The sequence below is a fragment of the Niveispirillum sp. genome (assembly GCF_017996735.1).
Classification (GTDB): domain Bacteria; phylum Pseudomonadota; class Alphaproteobacteria; order Azospirillales; family Azospirillaceae; genus Niveispirillum.
In genome coordinates this window covers 35001-59719 of sequence record NZ_JAGOGJ010000031.1, presented here as the reverse complement: position 1 = coordinate 59719, position 24719 = coordinate 35001, and the positions used below count along the sequence as shown (strand labels likewise).

Annotated in this window: 27 protein-coding genes and 1 tRNA gene; 12 read left to right on the top strand and 16 right to left on the bottom strand. The window is 64.7% G+C overall.

The window, feature by feature from the left end; genetic code table 11:
* Together KBA48_RS12370 and KBA48_RS12365 are read left to right on the top strand one after the other, a co-directional pair.
* Positions 1-227 (top strand): hypothetical protein (locus KBA48_RS12370; protein ID WP_292906706.1); only part of this gene is annotated, 227 nt, incomplete at its 5' end.
* A 138-nt stretch (positions 228-365) separates the two neighbouring features.
* The gene (locus tag KBA48_RS12365; RefSeq protein ID WP_292906704.1) at positions 366-3224 is read left to right on the top strand and encodes an ATP-binding protein; all 2859 of its coding nucleotides are present in this window, start codon (positions 366-368) and stop codon (positions 3222-3224) included.
* Between the two features lie 18 nt (positions 3225-3242).
* On the opposite strand, the gene KBA48_RS12360 is transcribed toward KBA48_RS12365, so the two are convergent.
* The 5 genes from KBA48_RS12360 to KBA48_RS12340 all read right to left on the bottom strand — a co-directional run bounded on the left by KBA48_RS12360 (position 3243) and on the right by KBA48_RS12340 (position 4675).
* On the bottom strand, positions 3243-3395 hold the full coding sequence (locus tag KBA48_RS12360) for a hypothetical protein (protein ID WP_292906702.1): 153 nt from the start codon (positions 3393-3395) through the stop codon (positions 3243-3245).
* 41 nt (positions 3396-3436) lie between these two features.
* On the bottom strand, positions 3437-3808 hold the full coding sequence (locus KBA48_RS12355; protein ID WP_292906700.1) for a hypothetical protein: 372 nt from the start codon (positions 3806-3808) through the stop codon (positions 3437-3439).
* Positions 3809-4146: 338 nt separating this feature from the next.
* Positions 4147-4296, bottom strand: a complete 150-nt coding sequence (locus KBA48_RS12350) for a hypothetical protein (RefSeq protein WP_292906698.1) — start codon at positions 4294-4296, stop codon at positions 4147-4149.
* Between the two features lie 32 nt (positions 4297-4328).
* Entirely contained in the window at positions 4329-4481 is a 153-nt protein-coding gene (locus tag KBA48_RS12345; RefSeq protein WP_292906696.1) for a hypothetical protein, read from the bottom strand.
* Positions 4482-4525: 44 nt separating this feature from the next.
* Complete coding sequence (locus KBA48_RS12340; protein ID WP_292906694.1) at positions 4526-4675, bottom strand: hypothetical protein; 150 nt, start codon at positions 4673-4675, stop codon at positions 4526-4528.
* A 90-nt stretch (positions 4676-4765) separates the two neighbouring features.
* Here KBA48_RS12340 and KBA48_RS12335 point away from each other — a divergent pair, with 90 nt between their 5' ends.
* Entirely contained in the window at positions 4766-4945 is a 180-nt protein-coding gene (locus KBA48_RS12335; RefSeq protein ID WP_292906692.1) for a hypothetical protein, read from the top strand.
* Positions 4946-5047: 102 nt separating this feature from the next.
* Here KBA48_RS12335 and KBA48_RS12330 read toward each other — a convergent pair whose 3' ends face one another.
* A complete protein-coding gene (locus KBA48_RS12330) occupies positions 5048-6139 on the bottom strand; it encodes a site-specific DNA-methyltransferase (RefSeq protein ID WP_292906690.1) in 1092 nt (363 codons plus the stop codon).
* A gap of 94 nt (positions 6140-6233) precedes the next feature.
* A complete protein-coding gene (locus KBA48_RS12325; RefSeq protein WP_292906689.1) occupies positions 6234-6866 on the bottom strand; it encodes a ribonuclease HII in 633 nt (210 codons plus the stop codon).
* A gap of 150 nt (positions 6867-7016) precedes the next feature.
* Here KBA48_RS12325 and hemN point away from each other — a divergent pair, with 150 nt between their 5' ends.
* The 3 genes from hemN to KBA48_RS12310 all read left to right on the top strand — a co-directional run bounded on the left by hemN (position 7017) and on the right by KBA48_RS12310 (position 11244).
* On the top strand, positions 7017-8369 hold the full coding sequence (gene hemN, locus KBA48_RS12320; RefSeq protein WP_292906688.1) for an oxygen-independent coproporphyrinogen III oxidase: 1353 nt from the start codon (positions 7017-7019) through the stop codon (positions 8367-8369).
* A 76-nt stretch (positions 8370-8445) separates the two neighbouring features.
* On the top strand, positions 8446-9345 hold the full coding sequence (locus tag KBA48_RS12315; protein ID WP_292906686.1) for a 5'-nucleotidase, lipoprotein e(P4) family: 900 nt from the start codon (positions 8446-8448) through the stop codon (positions 9343-9345).
* A gap of 192 nt (positions 9346-9537) precedes the next feature.
* A complete protein-coding gene (locus KBA48_RS12310) occupies positions 9538-11244 on the top strand; it encodes an ankyrin repeat domain-containing protein (protein WP_292906684.1) in 1707 nt (568 codons plus the stop codon).
* On the opposite strand, the gene msrB is transcribed toward KBA48_RS12310, so the two are convergent.
* The 5 genes from msrB to KBA48_RS12285 form a co-directional block, all read right to left on the bottom strand.
* Positions 11210-11608: a peptide-methionine (R)-S-oxide reductase MsrB gene (msrB, locus tag KBA48_RS12305; protein WP_292906682.1), complete on the bottom strand. Its 399-nt coding sequence runs from the start codon at positions 11606-11608 to the stop codon at positions 11210-11212. The two genes, KBA48_RS12310 and msrB, sit on opposite strands and share 35 nt — an antisense overlap.
* 13 nt (positions 11609-11621) lie before the next feature.
* Complete coding sequence (locus KBA48_RS12300; RefSeq protein WP_292906680.1) at positions 11622-12065, bottom strand: acetyltransferase; 444 nt, start codon at positions 12063-12065, stop codon at positions 11622-11624.
* A 79-nt stretch (positions 12066-12144) separates the two neighbouring features.
* Complete coding sequence (locus tag KBA48_RS12295) at positions 12145-14202, bottom strand: M13 family metallopeptidase (protein WP_292906678.1); 2058 nt, start codon at positions 14200-14202, stop codon at positions 12145-12147.
* Between the two features lie 60 nt (positions 14203-14262).
* Positions 14263-14766, bottom strand: a complete 504-nt coding sequence (locus KBA48_RS12290) for a TIGR02444 family protein (protein WP_292906676.1) — start codon at positions 14764-14766, stop codon at positions 14263-14265.
* 57 nt (positions 14767-14823) lie between these two features.
* A complete protein-coding gene (locus tag KBA48_RS12285) occupies positions 14824-16176 on the bottom strand; it encodes a metallopeptidase TldD-related protein (RefSeq protein WP_292906674.1) in 1353 nt (450 codons plus the stop codon).
* A gap of 330 nt (positions 16177-16506) precedes the next feature.
* Here KBA48_RS12285 and KBA48_RS12280 point away from each other — a divergent pair, with 330 nt between their 5' ends.
* Positions 16507-16674, top strand: coding sequence for a hypothetical protein (locus tag KBA48_RS12280; protein ID WP_292906672.1), 168 nt, complete (start codon positions 16507-16509; stop codon positions 16672-16674).
* 84 nt (positions 16675-16758) lie between these two features.
* Positions 16759-17250, top strand: a complete 492-nt coding sequence (locus KBA48_RS12275) for a YajQ family cyclic di-GMP-binding protein (RefSeq protein ID WP_292906670.1) — start codon at positions 16759-16761, stop codon at positions 17248-17250.
* Between the two features lie 67 nt (positions 17251-17317).
* Here KBA48_RS12275 and glmU read toward each other — a convergent pair whose 3' ends face one another.
* The gene (gene glmU / locus KBA48_RS12270) at positions 17318-18676 is read right to left on the bottom strand and encodes a bifunctional UDP-N-acetylglucosamine diphosphorylase/glucosamine-1-phosphate N-acetyltransferase GlmU (protein ID WP_292906668.1); all 1359 of its coding nucleotides are present in this window, start codon (positions 18674-18676) and stop codon (positions 17318-17320) included.
* 85 nt (positions 18677-18761) lie between these two features.
* On the opposite strand from glmU, the gene gph reads away from it, so the two are divergent.
* On the top strand, positions 18762-19439 hold the full coding sequence (gene gph, locus KBA48_RS12265) for a phosphoglycolate phosphatase (protein WP_292906666.1): 678 nt from the start codon (positions 18762-18764) through the stop codon (positions 19437-19439).
* 2 nt (positions 19440-19441) lie between these two features.
* On the opposite strand, the gene KBA48_RS12260 is transcribed toward gph, so the two are convergent.
* Complete coding sequence (locus tag KBA48_RS12260) at positions 19442-20242, bottom strand: DUF3108 domain-containing protein (protein ID WP_292906664.1); 801 nt, start codon at positions 20240-20242, stop codon at positions 19442-19444.
* A 172-nt stretch (positions 20243-20414) separates the two neighbouring features.
* On the opposite strand from KBA48_RS12260, the gene KBA48_RS12255 reads away from it, so the two are divergent.
* Positions 20415-20489 (top strand) — tRNA-Val (locus KBA48_RS12255).
* Positions 20490-20564: 75 nt separating this feature from the next.
* On the opposite strand, the gene KBA48_RS12250 is transcribed toward KBA48_RS12255, so the two are convergent.
* Together KBA48_RS12250 and KBA48_RS12245 are read right to left on the bottom strand one after the other, a co-directional pair.
* Positions 20565-21110: a thermonuclease family protein gene (locus KBA48_RS12250; RefSeq protein WP_292906662.1), complete on the bottom strand. Its 546-nt coding sequence runs from the start codon at positions 21108-21110 to the stop codon at positions 20565-20567.
* A complete protein-coding gene (locus KBA48_RS12245) occupies positions 21107-21829 on the bottom strand; it encodes an SOS response-associated peptidase (RefSeq protein WP_292906660.1) in 723 nt (240 codons plus the stop codon). The genes KBA48_RS12250 and KBA48_RS12245 overlap by 4 nt, the downstream gene beginning before the upstream one ends.
* Before the next feature lie 230 nt (positions 21830-22059).
* Here KBA48_RS12245 and KBA48_RS12240 point away from each other — a divergent pair, with 230 nt between their 5' ends.
* Both KBA48_RS12240 and KBA48_RS12235 read left to right on the top strand, forming a co-directional pair.
* Positions 22060-22320 carry a BrnA antitoxin family protein gene (locus KBA48_RS12240; protein ID WP_292906658.1) on the top strand — a complete coding sequence of 87 codons (261 nt, stop codon included), beginning with the start codon at positions 22060-22062 and terminating at the stop codon, positions 22318-22320.
* Positions 22321-22388: 68 nt separating this feature from the next.
* On the top strand, positions 22389-24719 hold the full coding sequence (locus tag KBA48_RS12235) for a xanthine dehydrogenase family protein molybdopterin-binding subunit (RefSeq protein WP_292906656.1): 2331 nt from the start codon (positions 22389-22391) through the stop codon (positions 24717-24719).

Here is a 24719-nt window from a genome sequence, read left to right as displayed (position 1 = left end):
AGGATCATGACGCCACGGAAGATCACACGGCCGACGCCGCCGAGGATCATGACGCGACGGAAGATCACACGGCCGACGCCGCCGAGGATCATGACGCCACGGAAGATCACACGGCCGACGCCGCCGAGGATCATGACGCCACGGAAGACCACACGGCCGACGCCGCCGAGGATCACGACGCGACGGAAGACCATGTCATTGAAACGGATGGCAATCCCACTCGCTAAAGCGTTGAAAAACAGTTAAATTGCCGACGGGCCACAGGGGATATGCCATCCCCTGTGGCTCTTCGGGCTTTGGTTCGTCTGTTTCAGACTGTGCAGAGCCGGCTGATTTTCTCTTTGAAAGGGCAATACTGACCAAGCATGAAGGATCGGATCGCCTACCGGGATTTTGAGTATTTCAGCCTGATCAGCGACCTGCCGGACACGGAGGGGGCCTCCGCTGACGCCGGCCAGCCCTTCGACTTGCCCTCTTATGTCCGGTCCGCGTGGTTGTGCCGGCAGAGCGACAGCCGCCGCGCCCTGGCCTTGACCCAGCAGGCCGAGCGGGCGCTGGTGCAGATTGCGGATGATGCCGACCGGCGTCTCTGGCAGGCCCGGCTGCTGCTGATCCGGGGGGAAATCGATATTCTGTTCTCCCGTGATGCCGAGGCGCAGACGATGCTGGAGCAGGCATTGGCTGGCTTCACGGCCCTGGGTGATGGCCGGGGGATCGGCGATGTGCGACAGGCCCTGTCGGAAATGCACATCTCATTGGGGAATGTCGAGCAGGCGAATGCCGAGCTGGAAGCGGCACTTGCCGCCTATGGCGCCTGCGGGGACGGGGATCGTGCCCTGCTGGCTGAATGCCGGTTGGCCTATAACCACCAGTATCAGAATGTCGGCGCAGCGCAGCGGCGCTGGAACGAACGCATGGAAGTGGTGTCGGTCGCGGGCAACCCGGCCGCGTCGGCTTTTCGTCTGGCCTATCTGGGCGGCGTCCAGTTCCAACTGGGGAATTTCCCGGCGGCGATCACCAGCCTGACGGCGGGCTTCGACACGGCGCTGGCCATCGGGGCCTATTGGCTGGCAACCGGTCTGGCCAACAGCGTGGGCGCCTCCTATGCCAATCTGTTCGATCTGGCGACGGCCATGGAATGGAAGGAGCGATCCTATGAGATCGCGAAGCCCACCGAATGGCCCATGGCCATCGGCAGCGCGCTGGCCTCCATGGCGGAAACCACGACCAGCCTGAAACAATATGCCCGGGCGCGTGAATATTTCGACGAGGCCTTGCCCTTTGTCGTGAATCTGGGCAAGCGCCGCAAGCATGTGATCATCTATAACGCCTATGCCAATCTCCTGATGGAGATTGATTCGGCGGAAAAGGCGCTGCCCTGGTTCGTGAAGGCGGAGGAGATTTCGCAGGCGATCCAGCAGAAGGACGTCAACCTGTCCAGCGTGGTCGGCATGGCGGCCTGCCTGCTGAAACTGGGGCGTGTGGAGGATGCCGCCGTCGTGGCCCGGCGCGGGGTGGATATCGGGCGGGAGATACAGCACGCCTATCATCGTATCCGTGCCCTGCAGGCCCTGGCGGATGTGCGCCGGGCCAGTGAACCCGGCAATCCCGCCGGCGCCATCGCCGCCCTGGAAGAAGCGGTGGCCCTGGGGGAGACGCTGGACCGTTTCACCTTGCAGCCGGAAATCTACAACGCCCTGTCGCGCGATTATGAAAGCATGGGCGATCATGAGAAGGCCCTGAATTACGAACGCCGCGCGCGCGACAGTTGGCAGCGCAATTTCGACAAGCAGAATGGCGCCCGCATCCTGGCCATGCAGGCGCGCTTTGACACGGCGCGGGCCAAGGCCGAGGCGGAGCATCACCGCAAGCTGGCGGAGGCGGAGGCGGCGCGTGCGGCCGAACTGGACCGCGCAAACCAGACACTGGAACGGTTGGGGGCCATCGGGCAGGAGATCACTGCCCGTCTGGACAGCGAATCCGTCTTCACCACCCTGTCGCGCCATCTGCATGACCTGATGCACGCGAACACGCTGTTCGTGGGGCTGAAGGACGAGGCGGGACAGATCATCGATATCCGTTACCGGATGGAGGATGGGAAACGCCTGCCGTCGCGCCATGTTCCGCTGGCATCGGACAATCTGTCGGCCCGCTGCGTTCGCGATAATGAGGAGATTCTGGTCGCCTGGGGCGACAATGCCCATTCCGACAGCGTGCCGGGAACGCGCCGCATGCGCACCGTGCTGTTCAGGCCGCTGGCGCTGGGCGACCGCGTGCTGGGCGTCGTCTCGGTGCAGAGCGACCGGCCGCAGGCCTATGGGCCGCGCGAACTGCTGATATTCCGCACCATCTGCGCTTATGGTGCCATCGCCATGGCCAATGCCGAAGCCTATCAACAACTCGACCGCGCCGTTGGCGAAACGCGGGAGGCCCTGCAGCGCCTGGTGCAACAGGAAAAGATGGCCGCGCTCGGGCAATTGGTGGCCGGCGTCGCGCATGAGGTCAATACGCCGCTGGGTGTCACCCTGTCGGCCGTTTCCCAACTCAACGACAGCATCCGGCAATTGCACGGGCAGGTGGAGAAGGGGGTTCTGACCCGGTCTGTCCTGACCGACGCACTGGAAAACGGGCGGGAACTGGCGGCGCTGGCCCAGCGCAACGTGACCCGGGCCGCAGACATGATCCGCACCTTCAAGGGTGTGGCCGTCGACCATGGCAGCGACGAACGGCGCGTCTTTGAACTGGGCGAATATCTGGCGGAGATCATGTCGCTGATCCGGGCCCGGGTGGCCGGCAATGGCAACAGGATCGAGATCGATGTGGTGCCGATCCAGATGGACACCTATCCGGGTGCCCTGGCCCAGGTCATCACCAATCTGGTCTCCAACATCGCGGATCACGCCTATGCCCCGGATCGGCCGGGCCGTATCATCCTGCGCGGGCGGCTGCTGGATGCCTATACGGTGGAAATCGCGGTGGTCGACCAGGGGAACGGAATCCCGTCCGACATCCTGCCCAGGGTCTTCGACCCCTTCTTCACCACCCGGCGTGCCGCCGGCAGCATGGGTCTGGGCCTGCATGTGGTGTTCAATCAGGTGACCCAGCGTCTCAACGGTTCCATCACCATCGACAGTGTGCCGGGCCAGGGTACGGTGGCCGCTTTGCGCATCCCGCGCGAGGTGCCGGGGCACCTTTCGACCGCCTATCTTCCTATCTCCGTCTGATCCGGGCAGTACCGGCTGTCAGATCAGGGCGTTCAACAGGGCCGTCAGGAACGCGGCGACGGACAGGACCGTCACGGTTTCGATGACGCCGATACTGTCGCTGACGGTGCTGCGAAAGCCGGACAGGATTTCATCGGCGTCATGGGCGGCGGTGTGGATGAAAGCGGACATTCTATTCTCTCTATTTCTCAGGAATTCAGGGGGGGCGGGGATCAGAGCATCAGGTTCAGGCAGGCAGTCATCACGGCCGCGATGCTCAGCACCGCCGTGGCTTCGATCAGGTCGGCGGCCGTCGGAACGGAGGCCAGCAGCATGTCGATCAGGGAGCCTTCGGCTTCGATCTTGTTCGTCAGGTCAGTCATCTTTATCTCCGTCAGGTCGTTGTGTTTTGATGCCTGGATATCAGCAAAGGGCGTGCCAAGTGCCATTTCCAGTGATTCTGGAAAATATTCAGGCTCTTCTATGCCATTTTTGTCCATAAAATGATAAAAATGGCGAAACTCTGATGTTGGTGCGGCGACGTGTGAAGGGGCGCCGTTCATAATCGGACAGTATGGCTGGCCGTGCTGTTCGTCCGTGGACAATCCCGTCGCCGGCGGACCTCCGCTAACGCCCGTCACCCTTGGTCTGCGCGTCATCGCGGCCCAGCCATGCGCCAAAAGCAAAAACCCGCCGGAAGGGGCCGGCGGGCGCGGTTGCTTGATGTATTCGCGATATCGGCGCGTCGGCCCACGGGAAGGGGCGCGCAAAGCCGGTGGCGCATCATGGTCGGATCTGTTTGGGAATTGTGCGTCGTCATGGCGCTGCCGCCTGGGCGGACCTTGGTCCGCTGCCGCTGTCTGGCGGTGCGCGGGGCGATCGGCATCGCTGCGGTCGCCACCCCCAATCCCCCGTCACCGGGCGGCGTGGGGGAGAAGGGGGATCAGATCAGGGCGTTCAGCGTGGTGGCCAGGAAGGCGGCAACCGCCAGGACGGTAGCGGCCTCAACGGCGCTGACACTGTCCTTGATGGTGCTGCGGAACCCGGCCAGGACTTCATCGGCGTCATGGGCGGCATGGATCAGGGCGGACATGGTTTTCTCCTTTTGGGGCGGTCTGAGGGGGATCAGAACAGCATGTTCAGGCTGACGATCACGAAGCCGGCGACAATGGCCAGAATGGACGCTTCAACGACATCGGTGACGGCGGGCAGCGAGGTGCGGAAACCGGACAGGATGTCATGGGCGTCATTGGCGGCGGCATTGAAATAGGCGGACATTGTTTTCTCCATCATTCCAGTGGGTTGGTCGGGTCGGGCTCTGTTCAGAGCATCATGTGCAGGCTGAGCGTCAGCAGAGCGCCGACAGCCAGGGCCGTGGTGGCTTCGATCACGTCAGCAGCCGTGGGCAGGGAAGCGAGGAAGCTGCTCAGCAGGCCTTCGTTGGCTTCGTTGTGGTTCGTCAGATCGGTCATTTTCATCTCCATCAGGGGGTGTCGTCTTGATGACCCTGTATCAGCAAGCGCTGTGCCAAGTGGGTTCCTGGCGCATTCTGGAAAATACAGATGTCTTATTTGGTGGATTGTGACGACAAAGTGGTAATTCAGGCGATAAGTGGTTTGATTGGCGATCAACATGGGGCGGCGATTGTCCGAAATCGGACAGGTATCGGGGCCGGATGTTCGCTGGTGAACGATGTACGCTTCCTGAATGTCGGCATGCGTGATTTGCATCACATGGCGTAACAGCTATGCGTGGACAGCAAAAACCCCCGCCGGACAGGCCGGCGGGGGGCGGGACGATAAAAATGGCTTGATGAAAACCGGGAAGGGTGGTGCCCCTTCCAATCAATGCTTTTCGCTGATCACCTGCTGGCGCAGCACATCAATGGGGGCGAGCGCGCCGCCTTGCTGGAAGTGCCAGAAGGTCCAGCCATTGCAGGCCGGCAGGCCCTGCATGGCGGCCCCCACCTGATGGATGGAGCCCTTGTGTTCGCCCAGATGGTTCTGTGCGACCAGGGTGCCATCGGCGCGGACCTTGGCGATATGGCGGCGGCGATTGTCGAACAGCATGGTGCCGGGCTTCAGGAATCCGCGTTCGATCAGATTGCCGAACGGCACGCGCGGCTGGGTGCGCTTGGAGGTGACCTCCAGCAGCTCCGGCTCCGCCACCTCTTCCACCTGCGCAATGCGTTCATTGGCCAGACGGGCATATTCATGCTCGCGCTCGATCCCGATCCAGCGGCGGCGCAGGCGCTTGGCCACGGCCCCGGTGGTGCCCGTGCCGAAGAACGGGTCCAGCACGGTATCGCCCACCTTGGTGGAGGACATCAGCACCCGGAACAACAGGCTTTCCGGCTTTTGCGTCGGGTGCGCCTTCTGGCCTGTTTCATCGCGCAGCCGTTCACCGCCGGTGCAGAGCGGCAGGGTCCAATCGGACCGCATCTGAAGATCCTCGTTCAGCGACTTCATCGCCTCATAGGCAAAGTAATATTTGCTGTCCTTGGACTTGGATGCCCAGATCAGGGTTTCATGGGCATTGGCGAAACGGCGGCCCTTAAAATTGGGCATCGGGTTCGACTTGCGCCAGATGATGTCGTTCAGCACCCAATAGCCCAGGTCCTGCAGAATGGCGCCGACGCGGAAGATATTGTGATAGGAGCCGATCACCCACAAGGTGCCGTCATCCTTCAACGTATGGCGCGCCGCATCCAGCCAGTCGCGGGTGAAGCGGTCATAGCTTTGGAAATCCTGGAAACGGTCCCAGTCCTCGTCCACCCCGTCGACACGGGTATGGTTGGGGCGCATCAGGTCGCCGTTCAATTGCAGGTTATAGGGCGGGTCGGCGAAGACCACATCGACCGACCGGGCCGGCATGTCACGCATCAGTTGGACACAATCACCGACGAGAATCCGGTTTGTTGCAAGCTTGTCGCTCATGATTTTTTGCCGCCGACTCGGGAAAGGAATTTCGCCGACAATGATTCGGCCCCGAGTCGCCGTCAATAGAAAAATTTTGGAAGAGTCAAAAGAGTCAGAGAGTTAGGGAAAGTTGTTCGGAAACTGGTGCAAAAGAGCGCCGGTGATGCGGTGTGGGACCCAGGCTTTTGATGGCCGCCCGGTGGGTGGCGGTGCCATAGCCCTGATTGCGTTCCCAACCATATCCGGGGTACTGGACCGCCAATTGCCCCATGATCTTGTCCCGCGTGACCTTCGCGACGATGGAGGCGGCGGCGATGGACAGCGACAGCGCATCCCCCTCCACCAGTGTTTCCGTTCGGCAACTCAGCTTTGGCGGGCGGTTCCCGTCGATCAGCGCCAGCGAGGGCATCCGGCCGACCTTTCGGGCCAGTTCATCGACGGCGCGGGCCATGGCGAGGAACGTCGCCTGGAGGATGTTCACCGTGTCGATTTCCTCCACCGACGCGATCCCCACCCCATAGGGGGCGTTGGCGATGATGCGGGCGAACATGGCCTCGCGCTGGGCCTGTTTCACCTGCTTGCTGTCATTGATGCCGTCACACCAGCCGGGGATGACGTCATGGGGCAGCAGAACGGCGCCAGCCACCACCGGCCCCGCCAGGGGACCGCGGCCGGCCTCGTCCACGCCGCACACGTGGAAATCGGGCCCATGGCCCAGGCGAAGTTCATGCGAAAGATCGGGCATGGATGCGTGTTTGGCAAAAGCCGGCCTTTCATGCAAGGCCGGCATGCGGGCAGGTGTCACCGCATTTGCGATGGATCAAAGCCTCATCGGTGCGGCGGGCGCAATGTTCGCCACATCTGCGATCCGACCAAGCCCTTTGCGAGGCCCGTCATGCGTCCCGAACTTGTCGCCAAGTACCGTCACCAGCGCGTGCCCCGCTACACCTCCTATCCCGCCTCGCCACATTTCACCGACGCCGTCACGGCGGATACGTATCGCGACTGGCTGGCGGCGGCCGACCCGCGTTCCGCCTTGTCGCTCTACCTGCATTTGCCCTTCTGCAAATCCATGTGCTGGTACTGTGGATGCCACACCACCGTGGTGCGGCATGAGGATCCGATCTGGGCCTATCTGGCGGCCCTGTCCACCGAACTGCGCACCGTTGCCGGCCTGCTGCCGGAAGGGCCGGTCGTGCGGCATGTACATTTCGGCGGCGGTACCCCGACCCTGCTGCCCGTGGAAGGGTTCCGGGCCATGATGGCCGAGTTGCGCACCCGTTTTTGCATCGCGTCCGACGCGGAGATCGCGATCGAGATCGACCCCCGCACCCTGACCCCGGAGATGGTTGAGGCGCTGGGGGATGTCGGCATCACCCGTGCTTCCCTGGGAGTGCAGAGCTTCGATGCCGAGGTGCAGGCCGCCATCAACCGGATCCAGCCGTTCGAGATGACGCAGAATGCCGTCACCCAGCTTCGTGCCGCCGGCATCCAGGGCATCAATCTCGACCTGATCTATGGTCTGCCGCGTCAGACGGTGGCTTCCTGTGTGGAGACGGTGCGGCAGGCGGTCAGCCTGAAACCCGACCGCCTTTCCATCTTCGGCTACGCGCATATGCCGAATTTCAAGAACCACCAGGCCCGTATCGATACCGAAACATTGCCTGATGCCGATGAACGGGTGGCCCAATTGCGGGCGATGGAGATGGCGGTGCTGGCGTCCGGCTATGTCCGCATCGGCATGGACCATTTCGCCCGGCCCGATGACGACATCGCCATCGCGGCGGAAAAGGGCACGCTGCGGCGGAATTTCCAGGGTTACACCACGGATGCCGCCGACATGTTGCTGGCCTTTGGCGCCTCGGCCATTGGCAAGCTGCCGCAGGGCTATGTCGCCAACATCCTGGCGTTGCCGGCCTATCTGAAGGCCATCGAGGCGGATGGGCTGGCAACGGCACGCGGCTATCGCATGAGCCTGGATGACAAGCTGCGTGCCACGGTGATCGAAGCGCTGATGTGTCGTTTCGATGTCGATCTGGCCAAGGTGGCGGCTGCCTTTGACACCCCGCATGAGGCGATCATGCCCGATGCCCGCGCCATCGCCGATCTGGCCGGCGACGGGGTGGCGCATTTGTCTGGCACACGGCTGATCGTTCCGGATGCGGCACGACCTCTTGTGCGGTCCGTCGCCGCCCTGTTCGACCGCCATCTGGACCCCGAGGGCGGGCGGCATAGCAAGGCGATTTGATGTTGGCATGCTGGACAGCGGTTCGGTGGCACGGCATTGTCGGGCATCAATCGACCGTCATAAAAGTGCAATGAACATGCGATCCATACGCGTCCTGCTGCTGGCGGTATCATCCGTCGCCCTGTCCGCCTGTTCCGTCAATATCGCCGCCCGTGATGACAAGGCCCCGCCACCCGCCATTGCCGTGCCGCCGCCCCCGGCGCCGGTTGCGGCGAAGCCGGGGCCGGAGGATGACCCCCGCCTGCTGGCCACGCTCTACATGCAGCAGGCCGAAGAACTGCGCCGGCTGTCGAAGCAGGCCTATTCCCTTGCCGCCATCCGCCTGCCGGCGGCGTTGAAGCAGCCGGGATCGTCCGCCCTGGAACAGACCGATGGCGGCAAGGGCAAGCCGCCCGCCGCCATTTTCGACGTGGATGAAACGGTTCTGGACAACAGCCCGCATCAGGCCCGCGCCATCCTGTCGGGCACGCGCCATTTCGACCTTGGGCAATGGGATGAATGGGTCGGTGAGCGGGCGGCCACACCCATGCCGGGTGCCGTCGATTTCGTGAAGGAATTGCGCCGTAACAAGGTGCGCGTGGTCTATATCACCAACCGTGAATGCCGCCCGCGCGCCGCGAATCCCGGCGATCCCTGTCCCCAGCATGCTGACACGCTGGCCAACCTGGATGCCGTCGGTCTGGGTCCCGTCGATCCTGCCGATCTGATGCTGAAGGGCCAGAATGGCTGGCCCAGCGACAAGGCCCCGCGCCGGCTGGAGGTCATCAAGACCCACCGCATCGTCATGTCCTTTGGTGACCAGTTCAGCGATATGATGAGCGTGACGCGCAAGGATGACAGCGCCTCCCGCGCCCGCATCGCGGCGGCGCATGAGGATTTGTGGAACACCCGCTGGATCGTCATCCCCAACCCGACCTATGGCCAATGGGTCGATGTGTTGCCCGAACCGATCAGCGGTTCCCTGCGCACGAAATAGTTCCCAGCAGGGGGACGCCGTCGCGGTTGACGGCGTCCCCCTGTTTGGCCGATCCTGCGGTCAGTGCGCGCTGGGGCGCCTCCTGTCCGCGGCAAGGAAGCAAGCTTCCACCCATGTGAGAGTGGTTCGGAAAGTCGATCCGCTTCCTCCCGCCCTTTTCAGCGGACCAGGGCGCGATGGGAAGGAAGAACCATGTCCCGCACACTGAGCCCGGCCACCAATCTTGATCATCTGCGGCGGGAGGCCAAACGCTGGCTGAAGGCCATTCGCGCCGGCGACGCCACCGCCCGCACCCGCCTGATCACCATCACGCCCCAGGCCCCGTCCGATGTTGGCCTGCGCCATGTGCAATTGGCTCTGGCCCGCGAATATGGGCTGCCGGGCTGGGCCGACCTGAAACAGGCGGTGGCCGATCTGGAACTTGCCCGTCAATCTCAGGCTTCGCTGGTGGATACCATCCTGCGTGCCGCGTGGGATGGTGGCGACCGGGCCGCGGCGGCCCGTATCCTGGCGCGGTGGCCCGATGCCGGGGCGGGGGATTTCCTGCTGGACCTGCTGCGCGGGCGAACGGGGGCCGTGGCGCGGCGGCTGACCGCCGACCCGGACAGGGTGAAGCGCAAGGCCGGACCGCTGAATTGGGAGCCGTTGCTCTACCTTGCCTATGCAAGATTGCCGGGCGGGGCGGGCGTGGAAATGGCGCGGCTGCTGCTGGACCACGGGGCCGACCCGGATGCGCGGTTCGACGATGGCTGGGGCAATGCCTTTACCGTGCTGACCGGTGTAATCGGGCAGGGGGAGGGGGACCGTCCCCCGCATCCCGATGCCCATGCCCTGGCCACCCTGCTGGTCGAACGCGGTGCGGACCCGTTCGACGCACAGGCGCTCTACAACATTTCCATCTGCCGGGACGAGACGGATTGGCTGGATTTCATCTGGTGGGCTTGTGCCGCGCGGGGATTGACGCCGGCCTGGACGGAACGGCTGGAAAAGCCCCGGATCGGAGGCCGTTTTCCCTTGCCGGTGATCGATTACCTGCTGGGCAATGCCGTGGCCTATAACCACCTGCGCCGGGCCGAATGGCTGCTTCTCCATGGGGCGGATGCCGGCGGTGTGCATGCCTATTCGGGTCGCCCGCTGAGTGTGGAGGCGTTGGTCTATGGCCATCGCGCCATGGCCGATCTGCTGCGCCGCCATGGCGCGCCCGAACCCGATCTTTCGCCCCTGATGGCGTTTCAGGTGGCGGCGATGGCGCTGGACCGGGATCAGGCCCACACCCTGGCCCTGGCGCATCCCCAGGTCCTTCAGGACCCGGCGCCGTTGCACAACGCGGCGCAACAGGGGCGGGTGGATGTGGTTGAACTGCTGCTGGACCTGGGCATGCCTGTCGATCTGGGCGACACGGGCGAGCAGCGGGCGATCCAGTACGCCGTCATGGGCGGCCGGTTGGAGGTGGTGAAGCTGCTGGTGGCGCGGGGGGCGGATATCGACCGGCCGACGGCCACGGAATATGGCGGTGGCGCCATGGGGTTCGCTGCCCATTTCGCCCGACGCGACATTGCCGCCTTCCTGGCCCCGCTCAGCCGTGAAGTATCCGAGCTTGTCTATCTGGGCATGACGGACAGGCTGGCGGACCTGTTCACCCGAGAACCAGAACTGGTCAACGCTCCGCACCCCAAGTTTGGTGTGCTGCCCCTGTTTGCCCTGCCGGAAGGGGAGGAGGAAGCCGCCGCGATGGCCGAATTGCTTCTGTCCTGGGGTGCCGATCCCGGCGCCGTTGATCAGAATGGTGTCAGCGCCGAACAGGCCGCCCGGGGCCGGGGTCTGATCGACGCCGCCGACCTGATCCGGGAAGCGGCGGAAACGATCAATCCGGCACGAAATCCAGCGCCACGCCGTTGATGCAATAGCGCAGGAAGGTCGGCGGCGGCCCATCCTCGAAAACATGGCCGAGATGGGAGCCGCACTGGCTGCAATGCACCTCCGTGCGGACCATGCCGTGCGACCGGTCGACATGTGTGCCGACCGATCCCGGCACGGGGTCGTTGAAGCTGGGCCAGCCGGTGCCGCTCTCGAACTTCTCACCAGCCTTGAACAGCGCCTGACCACAGCCGGCACAGCAGAAGCTGCCCGGCCGCTTCTCCCGCAGCAATCCGCAGGAACCCGGCCGCTCGGTGCCATGGGCGCGCATCACCCGGTACTGATCGGGCGTCAGGATACGGCGCCATTCCTCGTCGCTGCGGGTGATGGGGAATGTCTCTGTCATCGCAATCTCCGTTTCACACCATTGCCATATGGATCAGCGGATAGGGTTTTCCAGCATGATCGACGGGCGATCGGCCAATCTCCAGGAAACCCAGGGCCGCGTAGAAGGCTATCGCCCCCGGATTCTGGATGTTCACATCGACCATCAGATGTCGGCTCAGGCCCAGCGCATGATGGATCAGGCGTTTTCCCACACCATGGCGGTGCCAGTCGGGATGTACGAACAGCGCCTCGATCTTCGGGCCCGCCAGCCCGATGAAACCCTGGATCGTGCCGTCGGGCGACAGGGCCAGCCATTGCGGCTTGCTGGGCAGATACAGCGTGATCAGCAGATGCTCATAAAGCGCCACATCCGCCGGTGCCACAAATCCATGCGTGGCATCCACCGACGCGCGCCAGACGCGGTGGATGGCCGGAACCTCATCGGATCTGGACAGGCGGATATCGGCAGGGGGCATGGCGGCGGGTCCGTGCGCAAAGAAAAGGGCCGGCCCCTGGACAAGGACCGGCCCCATGGTGACAGAGGAGAGGGGGCGGTTACCAGACCTTGCAGGCCTTTTCCCCGCGAACCATCTTGTCCGTCGGCTGGCAGTTAAAGGCCTTGGCGAATTCCGGCATGTTGGCGACCGTGCCGTTCACACGGTGGCGCGGGGCCGAATGCGGATCGGTCTGGGCGCGCAGCCGCTCATTCTCCGGCTTGGACGACGAACACCAGACGCTGGCCCAGCCATAGAACAGCTTCTGTTCGGCCGTCAGACCGTTGGCATCCTTCTGGGCCAGGGCCGCCTCGCCACCCTTGCGGTTCTTCAGCGCCATCAGCGCCAGACGCAGGCCGCCATTGTCGGCGGTATTCTCGCCCAGCGTCAGCTTGCCATTCTGGTTGGTGTCGCCGGCCACCTGATAGGAACCATACTGGTCTACCAGGCACTGGGCCTTGGCCTCGAACTTGTGGCCGTCCTCTTCCGTCCACCAATCCTTCAGATTGCCGATGGCGTCGAAGGCGCGGCCTTCATCATCGAACCCGTGGGTCATCTCATGGCCGATTACGGCCCCGATGGCGCCATAGTTCAAGCCGTCATCCGCCTTGAAGTCAAAAAACGGCGGCTGAAGGATGCCGGCGGGGAAGTTGATGTTGTTCTGGCTGGGATCGTAATAGGCGTTCACGGTCGGCGGGGTCATGAACCATTCGTTCTTGTCCACCTTCTTGCCGATCTTGGCGAACTGATAGGCGTTCTCGAACCTGGCGGAGCGGAACTGGTTGCCGATCAGGTCGTCCTTCTTGACCTCCAGCGCCGTATAATCGCGCCACTTTTCCGGATAGCCGATCTTCTGCGCCATGGCGGACAGCTTCTCCAGGGCCTTGACCTTGGTTTCCGCGCTCATCCAGTCCAGTTGCTTGATATCCTCGGCATAGGCCGTGCGCAGATCGTCCAGCATGACCAGCATGCGGGCCTTGTGTTCCGGCCCGAAGGCGGTTTCCACAAAATGCTTGCCCAGATCCTCGCCCAGGACGCCGTCGGCCGCCGTGGTGCAGCGCTTCCAGCGCGGGCGGTTCTCGGCGGTGCCCGACAGGGTCTTGCCATAGAAGCTGAAATTCTCGTCCACGAAGCCCTTGGACAGCCAGGGGGCCGTGGCGTGCAAGGCCTGCCAGGACAGGTAGGTCTTGATATCGTCCAGGCCGGTCTCGGCCAGTGCCTTGTCCAGGTTGGTGAAGAAGCCGGGATCATTGACGTTCATGTCGGTGAAGGCGGGCGCCCCCACCTCCTTCACGTAGCCCGCGAAATCCACACCCTTGGTGCTGCCCGTGAAGTCGGTGAAGCTGGTGGGATTGTTCAGCTTGGCCGTGTCGCGGCGGTCCACCTTGCTCATGGTGCCGGTGGCCAGCCGGGTCTCGAACGCCATGACGGACGCTGCCTTCTTGTCCGCCACGTCGGCGCTGTCGCCGGCCAGCACGAAGATGGCCGCCACATGCTTCACATAGGCGTCGCGCAGCTTGGTGGAGCGCTCGTCATCCTTGAAGTAATAGTCGCGGTCGGGCAGGCCCAGGCCGCCCTGGTCGAAGGCGGCGATGGTGTCTTCGGCCTTGGCGAAGCTTTGCTGCGGGCCGAAGCCGAACAGGGCATTGATGCCGGCATTGTGCAGCGTCGCGATCAGGGCGCCCAGGGCGGCCTTGTCCGTGACGGCGGCAATCTGGTCCAGCAGCGGCTTGACCGGGGCCACCCCGGCGGCATCGGCGGCGGCCTCGTCCATGCAGGCGGCATAGAAGGCGCCGATCTTGGCGGTGCCCGCCTCGTTGCCCTTGGCGGCCTTTTCCAGAATGTCGTGCAGCAGGTTCTGATTGCGCTGCTGCAATTCATCAAAGGTGCCCCAGCGTGACCGGTCGGCCGGGATGGGGTTGGCCTTGATCCACGGCCCGCAGGCGTGGAGGAAGAAGTCATCGCAGGGGCTGACCTCTGCATCAAGGACCAGTTTCATCTTCGCGGCTTCCGCCGCGTCCTTTTCCTGCTGCTTGGTCTTCAGCGTAAAATAGCTGCCGGCACCGATGGCCGCCACGGCCACCAGCGATACGGTCAACAACAAGCCTTTGCTTGCCATGTGGGGTCCCCCGTCTGATCGACGATATGTGTTGAGCCGCCGCCTTGCCAGGCGGTCTGTTTATGTCGGGGACCCTAGCACCGCGTCCGGGCCATCGCGAAGGTCGGCATGTAACGGGATTGTTACAGCCGCCAGAACGTCGCCGCCCGGCAACAGCGACAGGTTGGCCTGCAGCAGATCGGCCACAGCACCCCCCGTCCGGCGTGCCGCCGGCAGCGTTTGCAGCAGCGATTGCTGCACCTGCTCTGCCGCCAGTTCCGCCATCTTGACCTGATTGCGCAGCGACTCCGTCATGGCGTCCGGGGCGGGGAAGGGACCGGTTTTCAGCCGCCGCCGTACCGCCCGCAGCGGCCGCACGATCTCGTCCCGCCAGGGTGCGGTGGCCGCCCGCGCCGCGGCCAGTTCGTCGGGCCTCAGATCATGGCCCTGAACCGCCAGCCAGGCGGCCCAGAGCAGCAGATTGACATCGGCACCCTGCCGGTCCTGTGCCGTCAGGCAGGCTTCCGCCACGCCGGGTGCCGCATAGAGGGCAAGGGAGAAAGACCAGAGGTCGGGAACGCTCACCGCATGCTCGCGCAATTATACCGTGATGGCCGGCCGCCCCGGTATCCGGGGCCTTGATTACATCCCGGCGACCGTCATCCCGTCGATGCGCAGGGTCGGCGCGTCGATGCCGTAGCGCAGGCGCAGGTCGCTGGCGGGGGTCAGCCGGCGGTACATGTCCTTCAGGTTACCGGCGATGGTGATCTCGCTGACCGGATAGGCGATCTCGCCATTCTCGATCCAGAAGCCGGCCGCCCCGCGTGAATAATCACCCGTCACGCCGTTGACGCCCTGGCCCATCATCTCCGTCACATACAGGCCCTGCTGGATGTCGGCCATCAGTTCCTTCGGCGACAGGGTCCCGGCCTCCATATAGACATTGGTGGGGCTGGGGGCCGGCGGGCCGCTGGTGCCGCGCGTGGCATGGCCGGTGGGCGACAGGCCCAACTGGCGCGAGGATCGCAGATCCAGAATCCAGGTGGTCAGCACCCCATCCTCGATCAGGTTGCGCCGGTGGTTGGCCAGCCCCTCGGCATCGAACGGCTTCGACCGCATGCCCCGGCGGACATGCGGATCCTCCACAATGCGGATGCCGGTGCCGAACACCTGCTGGCCCAGCCGGTCCTTCAGGAAACTGGTGCCCCGCGCGATGGCGGCACCGGAAATGGCGCCGCACAGGGTGCCGACGAATCCACCCGACAGGCGCGGGTCGAAGATGATGGGAACGGCCTGGCTTTTCACCTTGCGGGGGTTCAGCTTGGCCACCGTCTTGCGGCCCGCCCGCGCGCCGATTTCTGCGGGGCTTTCCAGGTCGCTGGCATAGATGGCGGAATGGTAGTCATAGTCCCGCTCCATCCCGGTGCCTTCACCAGCCAGGACGGAGACGGAAAGCGACCGGCGCGACACGCCATAGCCGCCGGCAAAACCGTTGCTGGCCACCAGCGTCACGGCGCTGCGGCTCCAGCTTGCATCCGCCCCGTCCGAATTGGTGACGCCGGCCACGGCGCGGGCCGCATCCTCAGTCGCCTTGGCGGCGGCGATCAGTTCATCCGCCGTCGGCTCGGTGACATCCAGCAGGTCCAGGTCGATCCAGTCGCGGGCGATCTGGTCCGGATCGGCGATGCCACAGAACGGGTCCTCCGGCACGGCGCGCGCCATGGCCACGGCCCGTTCCGCCAGTTCGGTCAGCATGCGCGGGCTGCGATCGGTGCTGGACACCACGGCCATGCGCTTGCCGACAAAGACGCGCAGGCCCAGGTCACCCGCTTCCGAGCGTTCCAGCCCTTCCGGCTGACCCAGACGCGTGGACAGCGACAGGGACGCCGCATCGACCAGCAGCGCATCGGCCGTATCGGCACCGGCGCGGCGGGCGCGCTGGATCAGATCGTCCAGCAGATTGGCGGCGTCCTGGTCGAAACTGGGCTTGCTCATCACATTTCCCGTATCCACGGCCCTGGCAAGGGCGGTCATCAGACATCTAGCACCCGCCTTCCGGCCCGCAAAGGGCCAATGCACCCGCCGCGACGGTCGGCCCCTGTGCTGTGCGTGCAACAGGGGGAGGGCGTTACCGTGCCGAAACCCTCCAGAGACAATATAAACGTTTGCATGTTAAAGAGTCGCTTATATAGTGCGTTCATGGGTATCGGGGCGATGCCCGGGATCAACACCAAGCCTCAAGCGCGGGTCCGGGCTGACCGGAACCGCTTCGGCAGCGACTGCGCCGCCGGCGATTGAGGCTTACTGAAACAGAAGGAGGCCGTTATGCGTGAAGCGACAAATCTGAAGCAGCGTGCCGCCATGGTCCTGCAAGCCCTGGTCCTGTGCGGTCTGTTCGTGGTGGCGGCACTGTCCGCCGGTGAACAGACGGCCCATGCCGGCGACGCGGCCCTGGCCCATGACCAGGTGACCGTGGCAGCCCCGAAGGGCTGACCCCCGGCGGGGAAGGGTGACGGGTGGGGATGCGGGATGCTAATCTGGCGTCCAGTTCAATCCGTTGCCAGGAACCTTTCCCCGATGCCTTCTTTCGACATCGTCTCCAAGACCGAAATCGCCGAAGTGAACAACGCCGTGCAGGGTGTGGTGCGCGAAGTGCTGACGCGTTTCGATTTCAAAGGCTCCAAGTCCACCCTGGAGGTGAAGGAGAAGGAGAACGAAATCCACATCCATACCGAGGATGCAACCAAGCTGGCGCAGTTGCAGGAAATGCTGAAAGGCTATTTCGTGCGCCGCAAGCTGGACCCCGGTTGCCTGGACTGGGGCAAGGAAGAAAACGCCGCCGGCGGCACCCTGCGCCAGACCATCAAGGTGAAGCAGGGGCTTGATCAGACCCTGGCCAAGCAGATCACCAAGGCCATCAAGGACAGCAAGATGAAGGTCCAGGCCTCCATCCAGGGTGATGAGTTGCGCATCACCGGCAAGAAGATCGATGACCTGCAGGCCGCCATTGCCATGGTGAAGGGGCTGAAGATTGAACAGCCCCTGCAATATGTGAATTTCCGCGACTGATCTGGGCAACCATCCCCCCCAGCCATCGGCTGCTGCCGATGGCTGGGGGGTGGGTTTAGGCACCAGCCTATTTCTTTCCCAGCTTGGCCTTCAGCGCCAGTTTTGCGGCACGGTAGCGCGACGCCCAGCCGGCCTTTTCCTCCTGCGGGGCGCGGCTGATGGCCAGCGCGTCGGGCGACACGTCGCGGGTCACCACCGTGCCCGCCGCCGTATAGGCGCCGTCGCCCACACTTACGGGCGCCACCAGGGTGGAATGGGTGCCGATGAACACATTCTCCCCAATGCGGGTGCGGTGCTTCAACACGCCATCATAATTGCATGTGATGGTGCCAGCCCCGATATTGGACCCGCCGCCGACATCGGCATCACCCAGATAAGTCAGGTGGTTGGCCTTCGCGCCCTTGCCGAACTGCGTGTTTTTCAGCTCCACAAAATTGCCGATATGCGCCCCTTCGCCCACATCCGTGCCGGGGCGCAGGCGGGCATAGGGGCCGATGATGGCAGCCTTGCGCACGATCACGCCTTCCAGATGGCTGAAGGGCTTGATCTCGACCCCATCCTCCACCGTCACGCCCGGCCCGAACACCACATTCTGGCCCACGGTGACATCGCGGCCCAGTACCGTATCGGCCGCGAAATAGACGGTATCGGGGTCCAGCAGGGTGGCGCCATTGGCCATCGCGGCCTGACGCAGGCGGTTCTGGAAGATCTTTTCGATGCCGGCCAGTTCGGCCCGGCTGTTGATCCCGGCCGTATCGTCGGTCGGTCCCTCCACCACGGCGCAGGTCCAGCCCCTGGACCGCGCCACTGCCACGGCATCGGTCAGATAATATTCACCCTTGGCATTGGCATTGCCGATCCCGGCCAGCAGGTCGCCCATGCGCGCCCCGTCAAAGGCCATGAAACCGGCATTGCACAGGGTGACGGCGCGTTCTTCCGGGGTGGCGTCCAGAAATTCCACGATCCTTTCCAGACCACCCCCGGCACCCCGGATCAGGCGGCCATAGGCGCCGGGATCGGCGGGCCGCATGCCCAGCACCACCACGGCCGGGTTCTGTCCATCGTCGCGCGCCGCCACCATGGCCGACAGGGTCGCCGGCGTGATCAACGGCGAATCACCGTACAGCACCAGCACATCGCCCGTGAAACCGGCCAGTTCGCCCAGGGCCGCCTTCACCGCGTCGCCAGTGCCCAATTGCTGTTCCTGCACCACCGTCGGGTGGGGCGCCACGGCGGCAGCGACATTGTCCATGCCGGGGCCGACCACCACCACGATCCGTTCCGGCGACAGGCTTTGTGCGGCCCGGATCACATGGTTGACCATGGGCTGCCCGCCCAGCGGGTGCAGCACCTTGGGCAAGGCGGATTTCATGCGCGTGCCCTTGCCGGCGGCAAGGATGATGCAGGCGAGCGGACGTTGGGGCATGGTGGCGGGCCGGTCGGCTGTTTGTCGATCTGGCCCCCTGTATCATACAGACCCCTGTGAAAGCCAAGCGGAAGCGGCAGACGACATGAGCATCCTTGAACGGTTTCCCGCCCTGATCTTCGATTTCGATGGCACCCTGATCGACAGCGCGCCGGATATTGCCCTGGGCCTGAACCGGCTGTTGGCACAGGAAGGGCGTCGCGAACTGCCGCTGGCCGAGGTGCATGGCATGATCGGCGATGGGGCGGCCCGGCTGGTGGAGCAGGCTTTCGCCGCCACCGGCGATGCGCTGACCCCCGACAGGGTGGGGCCGATGACGGCACGTTACCTGGATATCTATGGCGCCCTGCCGGCCGACCCCGTCTGTCTTTATCCCGGTGTTGTGGATACCCTGGCGGCGTTGAAGGCGTCGGGCCATCGCCTGGGCCTGTGCACCAACAAGCCGGCGGGCATCAGCCACGACCTGCTGCGCGATCTGGGCCTTGCCCCCTTCTTCGACGCGGTCGCGGGCGGGGACACGGTGGCGCAGAAAAAGCCGCACCCCGCCCCCCTTCTGTGGGTGATGGACCGTCTGGGCGTGGATGCGGCGGGGGCGGTGATGGTGGGGGACAATGCCAATGACGTGGCCGCCGCGCGTGGGGCCGGTGTGCCCGTGGTCGCCGTCGCCTATGGTTATCCGCGTATGCCGCTGGAAGCGTTGGGCGCGGATATCATTATCGAAAGCTTCGCGGACCTGCCGGCGGCGTTGTTACGGCTGGGGTGAGATCAACCCGCCTTCACGGCGGCCAGATGCACCTTCACCGCGCCCAGCATGCTGTCCATTTCCAGCCGTACCGGCACGGGTGGGCCACCGGCCACAGCGGGCGCGATGAACAGCGTCACCGGCACATCCTTGCGCTTTGCCCCCTCCCGGTCACGATCGCGGGAACGGTTCTCCTTCCAGCGGCCGGCCAGCGGCTTGTACTGTACGCTGCATGCCGTGGCCGGGCCGGCATAAACCGACAGGGATGATGCCTCCAGCACCGTTTCCCCCTGGGTGGCGAAGACCAGATCGTAACGCTGCCGTCCGTCATAGACGGGGACGGTGATATTGCAATCGCCCTTCTTGGCCACCTGATCCAGCACGGCCACAATGGCCGATACCGGGTCCACGGTGCCCAGGCGCAGATCGGCGGGCACCGGCTCGCGGTCCTGTTCTGGTTCCGGATCGGCCAGGGTCAAGGTGGGCACCCCGTCCGGTGTATAATCCACCGTGGTCAGGCGTGGCTGGTCGCGCCAGCTTCCATGGGCGGTGAACTGGCGCGGGCGGGGCAGGGGGCCGGACAGGTGCCCCTGCGCCCGGACATCTGTCTTCCATTGCGCCACCCTACCCAGGAAGCCGTCCGTCTCCATCTTCAGGCCGGCGCGGTAGCCATCGGGCCCCAGCGCCATGTCGGCATCGGCATCCAGCACATGCATTCCGCCCACATGCACCGCATAGGTCAGGGACAGGCTGTCGGCCTTTTGCGCGATTGCCGGGGACGCGGCGGCGAGAAAGGTAAGTGGCAGGCAGAACAGGGCGCGCATAGGGTTCGGCCTCCCAACAATGATGGCGGCATGCATATCAGCAATGTGGGTGGGAAAGCCGCAGGCGGCAAGGCTTTGCCAATTCCGGTGGGAAAAATTCAGCCACCTGTTGTTTTTTCCCTTTGACAGGTTGCCGCCAACCCCTTAAAAGCCCGCTCCACCGACGACGGATGGGCGCGTAGCTCAGCGGGAGAGCATCGCCTTCACACGGCGGGGGTCGCAGGTTCAATCCCTGCCGCGCCCACCATCCTCCGGTCCCAAAAAGCCGCTGGCGTAAGCCGGCGGTTTTTTTGCTTTCCGGACTTGGGCCTGTGCCAAGGGCCTACGGCGCCCCCGCTTTCTTGGGTTTGCGCATTTCGTCCAGTTTCTGTTCCGTCTGTCGCGACCGCCACAGCCAGGGTGGCTCGACCCGCCCGCCCCACAGGCCGCGGCGGAAGGAAATGGCCCGTGCCTCGATGGAGACATAGTCGAAGCTCAAGGGCCGATAGGCCAGGGCCATGCCGCGTTCCACCATGGCATAGGCCAGGTCGTCGCCATTTTCCGCCCGGCAGATGGCCAGTGTCGGCCCCGCCGCAGGAGACTCGCCGCGCGGCGTGCATTCGATATTCATGTTGTTGATCAACAGCTCAAGGATGCGCGTGGCCAGGGCGAAACAATCATATTCCTGCCCGCGGACATTGACGCAGGTCTGGCCCTTGTCCGGCGCGTCGATGCCGAACAGGCGGAATTCCTGCCCCTTGACGGTGACGAGGTCTCCCTCCTTGGCGGCCCCGATGCCCTTGACGGGGGCCTTGTCGGCGGCGTTCTGGGCCGGGGCCGGCGAACAGAAGGCGAGCAGCCCCACCAACAACAGGCCAGCGCGCCTCACAGCAGGCTCCCCCCCGCAGGGGCCGGGGCGGCCGCTGCGGGATCATAGGGGGCCAGCAGTTCTGGCCCGTCATTCCGCACGGCATTGACCAGCGGGGTGACGGGCCGCAGCCGCAGCGTTCCCGGCACCGGTGCCCGCATCATGCCATGGCGCGCAATCTCCGGCGTGTCGGGTGACAGCCAGCGGTTGACCGCGTCTGCATCCATCAGCATCACGGGTGTGCGCTCATGGATGCGGGCCATCTCGTCATTGGCGGGCGCCGTCAGGATGCAGCAGGTGAACAGGGGCCCGTCCTCCCCCCCGCGCCACACTTCCCACAGGGCGGCGAAACCCATGGGCCGGCCATCGGCGCGGGCCACGAACCAGGGCTGCTTGCGGTCGCCCTTCTGCGGCCATTCATAGAAGCCGTCGGCGGGGATCACGGCCCGGCGCTTTTGCCAGGCGTCGCGGAAGCTGGGCTTGTCGGCGGCGCTCTCGCTGCGGGCATTGATCATGCGGGCGGCCCCGCCGGCATCCTCGGCCCAGGACGGGACAAGGCCCCAGCGCATGGCCGTCACCGACCGCAGTCCGGCACGGTCAAGCCCGATGACGCCGATTTCCGCCGTGGGCGCGATATTGAAGCGCGGGTCCAGCATGCGCGGCGGCAGGTCCGACCGCAAACGCGCGTCGAACGCGTCGGCCATATCCTTCAGATCCTTCTGCACAAACCGCCCGCACATGCCGGCACTCACCCATTCCGTTGCCGGGGCAGCTTACAGCCGGTTGGACCCGCCCGGAAGCGGGGTTAACACGAATGGCCCCTTGTCCGCGCGACAGGAGTTTCCAATATGAACCGTAAAGGAAAGGTCACCGTGAAGTCACAGGGGGGACGCGGAACCTTCCATTACCTTTTCCGTTGGGGCGACAGGGGCATGAACAGGCTGGCCATAGGGCCGGCGGGAGGACGCACATGTCATTTCCAAGCGGAATGCTGATCACGCCGGCCGAACGGGCGGCCTTGCTGGGCCTGGATCGGCCCGAACCCGTGACCACCTCCACTGTCTGGCAGGTGCGGCGCCCGCGCGGCGTGGAACGGCGGGAGGTGACATTGCGGCTGGATGGCGATCTGATCGAGTGGTTCCGCCGTCATGGGGGTGGGGACCGCGCCATGCAGGCCCGCATCAACGCCGCCCTGCGCGCCTATATGGCCGACCATGACGATGGGGAGTGACCGGGAAGGTTGCTCCCGCCGCGCCATCCCCTATGATCGGGCGATCCTTCGGCCAGGAGCGTTCGCCCATGACCAAGTTCGGTATCGGACAACCCGTCCCACGCAGTGAAGATACCCGCCTGCTTCGCGGCGCCGGGCGCTACACGGACGATGTTCGCGTCCCCGGCCAGAAGGTCGGCTATGTCCTGCGCAGCCCGCATGCCTATGCTGCCATCCGGGGCATCGATACCGCCGATGCCGCCACCATGCCGGGTATCCACGCTATCTTTACCGCGCAGGACCTGAAACAGGCGGGCATCAAAGACATTCCCTGCGTCATCCCCCTGCGCGTGCGGGCGGGCACCACCCTGCATATGAAACACCGTCCCGTCCTTGCCGACGGATTCGTGAGCTATGGAGGGGAGCCTGTCGCCTTCATCGTGGCCGACAGCCTGTATGAGGCGATGGACGCCGCCGATGCGGTGATGGTCGATTATGATGCGCTGGATGCTGTTGTCGATACGGCTGCCGCCCTGTCGCACGCGGTCACGGTGCATGATGATGTGCCGGGCAACCTTGTCTATGACTGGGAAAAGGGAAACCAGGCCGCCACTGATGCAGCCTTTGCCAAGGCGGCCCGCATCGTCCGCCTGGACCTGATCAATAACCGCCTGTCCGCCAATCCGCTGGAGGGCCGCGCATGCGTGGCTGAATATGATGCGGCGGCCGATGTCACCCGCCTGACGGTGGGTAGCCAGGGCGTGCATGACATGCGCGACATGCTGGCCGGCATCTTCGGGGAGGATGCGGCCCGGTTCCACGTCCTGACGCATGAGGTGGGCGGCGGATTCGGGATGAAGCTGTTCTGTTATCCCGAATATGTGCTGGCCTGCTTCGCGGCCCGCCGTGTCGGCGCGGCTGTGGCCTGGACCAGCAGCCGGGCGGAGGCGTTCCTGTCCGATGATCATGGCCGCGACAATGTCAGCGTGGCCGAACTGGCGCTGGACCCCGATGGCCGTATCCTGGCCCTGCGTGCCGACATCATTGCCAATATGGGCGCGTATCTGTCGAACTACGCCACCTATATCCAGACTGACGGCCAGACCAAGATGCTGTCGGGCGTCTATGCGATCCCGGCCATCTACGCCCGTGTGCGGGGCGTCTACACCCATACACAACCGGTGGACGCCTATCGCGGGGCGGGACGGCCGGAAGCGGCCTATCTGGTGGAACGGCTGATCGACAAGGCGGCGCGGGAGATCGGGCAGGACCCCGCCGATTTCCGCCGCCTGAACATGATCCCGCCCTCAGCCATGCCCTATCGCACCCCCATGGGCCACATCTATGACAGCGGCGATTTTGCCGGCACCCTGGATGCCGCGCTGGACCGCGCCGACCGGGACGGGTTCCCGGCACGGCGTGCCAGGGCGCTGGCGCAGGGCCGCCTGCTGGGCCTGGGCATCGCCACCTATATCGAGGCCTGTTCCGGTGGTGCGCCGGAGGCGGCTGAACTGCTGGTGAAGCCGGACGGGTCCGTGCTGCTGCTGATCGGCACACAATCCAACGGCCAGGGCCATGAAACCGCCTACAAGCAGGTGATCGCAGAGGTTCTGGGCATTGCGCCCGACGCCATCGTCATGGTGCAGGGCGACAGCCAGCGTGTGAAGAGCGGCGGCGGCACCGGCGGTTCCCGCTCCATCCCCACGGGTGGGGTCGCCGTGCGGGCGGGGGCGGCGGATGTGATCACCCAGGCCCGGCCCGTCGCCGCCAGGCTGCTGGAGGCGGATGAGGATAGCGTGCGGTTTGAGGTGACGGGGGAGGGCGGGGGCTTTGCCGTTGCCGGTTCCAACCGCTTCGTGCCCTTCGCCGATGTCGCCGCTGCGGCCACACCGGACGCGGATGGCCATGTCTTCCGGGGCAAGGGCACGTACAGCCCGCCGTCCAACACCTTCCCCAACGGCACGCATGTGGTTGAAATCTCTGTGGAGATCGATACGGGTGTGCCGCGCATCGAACGCTATACCGTGGTTGATGATTTCGGCACCGTCCTGAACCCGCTGCTGCTGGAAGGCCAGGTGCATGGCGGTATCGCGCAGGGTATGGGCCAGGCGCTCCTGGAACTGATCCGCTTTGACAGGGATTCGGGCCAGTTGCTGACCGGTTCCTTCATGGATTACGCCATGCCGCGCGCCGACCATCTGCCCATGATCGATTTCTCCCTGCGCCCGGTTCCCTGCACCACCAACCCGCTGGGCCTGAAGGGTGCGGGGGAGGCGGGTGCCATCGGTGCCTGTCCCGCCATCATCAATGCCCTGGTCGACGCGCTGGCGGGCCATGGCGTCACCCATGTCGAGATGCCTGCCACGGCACCTGTCCTGTGGCGTCTGATCCATTCCGTGAAGGCCGCGACCGCGGCGTGA

Bases quoted from the DNA above. Each gene is read 5' to 3' on its own strand.
- KBA48_RS12245 (WP_292906660.1), bottom strand. From the start codon at position 21,829: ATGTGCGGGCGGTTTGTGCAGAAGGATCTGAAGGATATGGCCGACGCG.
- KBA48_RS12240 (WP_292906658.1), top strand. From the start codon at position 22,060: ATGTCATTTCCAAGCGGAATGCTGATCACGCCGGCCGAACGGGCGGCC.
- hemN (WP_292906688.1), top strand. From the start codon at position 7,017: ATGCGTCCCGAACTTGTCGCCAAGTACCGTCACCAGCGCGTGCCCCGC.
- KBA48_RS12295 (WP_292906678.1), bottom strand. From the start codon at position 14,202: ATGGCAAGCAAAGGCTTGTTGTTGACCGTATCGCTGGTGGCCGTGGCG.
- KBA48_RS12365 (WP_292906704.1), top strand. From the start codon at position 366: ATGAAGGATCGGATCGCCTACCGGGATTTTGAGTATTTCAGCCTGATC.
- KBA48_RS12350 (WP_292906698.1), bottom strand. From the start codon at position 4,296: ATGTCCGCCCTGATCCATGCCGCCCATGACGCCGATGAAGTCCTGGCC.
- KBA48_RS12260 (WP_292906664.1), bottom strand. From the start codon at position 20,242: ATGCGCGCCCTGTTCTGCCTGCCACTTACCTTTCTCGCCGCCGCGTCC.
- KBA48_RS12330 (WP_292906690.1), bottom strand. From the start codon at position 6,139: ATGAGCGACAAGCTTGCAACAAACCGGATTCTCGTCGGTGATTGTGTC.
- KBA48_RS12275 (WP_292906670.1), top strand. From the start codon at position 16,759: ATGCCTTCTTTCGACATCGTCTCCAAGACCGAAATCGCCGAAGTGAAC.
- KBA48_RS12300 (WP_292906680.1), bottom strand. From the start codon at position 12,065: ATGCCCCCTGCCGATATCCGCCTGTCCAGATCCGATGAGGTTCCGGCC.
- KBA48_RS12340 (WP_292906694.1), bottom strand. From the start codon at position 4,675: ATGACCGATCTGACGAACCACAACGAAGCCAACGAAGGCCTGCTGAGC.
- KBA48_RS12325 (WP_292906689.1), bottom strand. From the start codon at position 6,866: ATGCCCGATCTTTCGCATGAACTTCGCCTGGGCCATGGGCCCGATTTC.
- msrB (WP_292906682.1), bottom strand. From the start codon at position 11,608: ATGACAGAGACATTCCCCATCACCCGCAGCGACGAGGAATGGCGCCGT.
- KBA48_RS12310 (WP_292906684.1), top strand. From the start codon at position 9,538: ATGTCCCGCACACTGAGCCCGGCCACCAATCTTGATCATCTGCGGCGG.
- KBA48_RS12345 (WP_292906696.1), bottom strand. From the start codon at position 4,481: ATGTCCGCCTATTTCAATGCCGCCGCCAATGACGCCCATGACATCCTG.
- glmU (WP_292906668.1), bottom strand. From the start codon at position 18,676: ATGCCCCAACGTCCGCTCGCCTGCATCATCCTTGCCGCCGGCAAGGGC.
- KBA48_RS12360 (WP_292906702.1), bottom strand. From the start codon at position 3,395: ATGTCCGCTTTCATCCACACCGCCGCCCATGACGCCGATGAAATCCTG.
- KBA48_RS12285 (WP_292906674.1), bottom strand. From the start codon at position 16,176: ATGAGCAAGCCCAGTTTCGACCAGGACGCCGCCAATCTGCTGGACGAT.
- KBA48_RS12280 (WP_292906672.1), top strand. From the start codon at position 16,507: ATGCGTGAAGCGACAAATCTGAAGCAGCGTGCCGCCATGGTCCTGCAA.
- KBA48_RS12335 (WP_292906692.1), top strand. From the start codon at position 4,766: ATGTCTTATTTGGTGGATTGTGACGACAAAGTGGTAATTCAGGCGATA.
- gph (WP_292906666.1), top strand. From the start codon at position 18,762: ATGAGCATCCTTGAACGGTTTCCCGCCCTGATCTTCGATTTCGATGGC.
- KBA48_RS12315 (WP_292906686.1), top strand. From the start codon at position 8,446: ATGCGATCCATACGCGTCCTGCTGCTGGCGGTATCATCCGTCGCCCTG.
- KBA48_RS12235 (WP_292906656.1), top strand. From the start codon at position 22,389: ATGACCAAGTTCGGTATCGGACAACCCGTCCCACGCAGTGAAGATACC.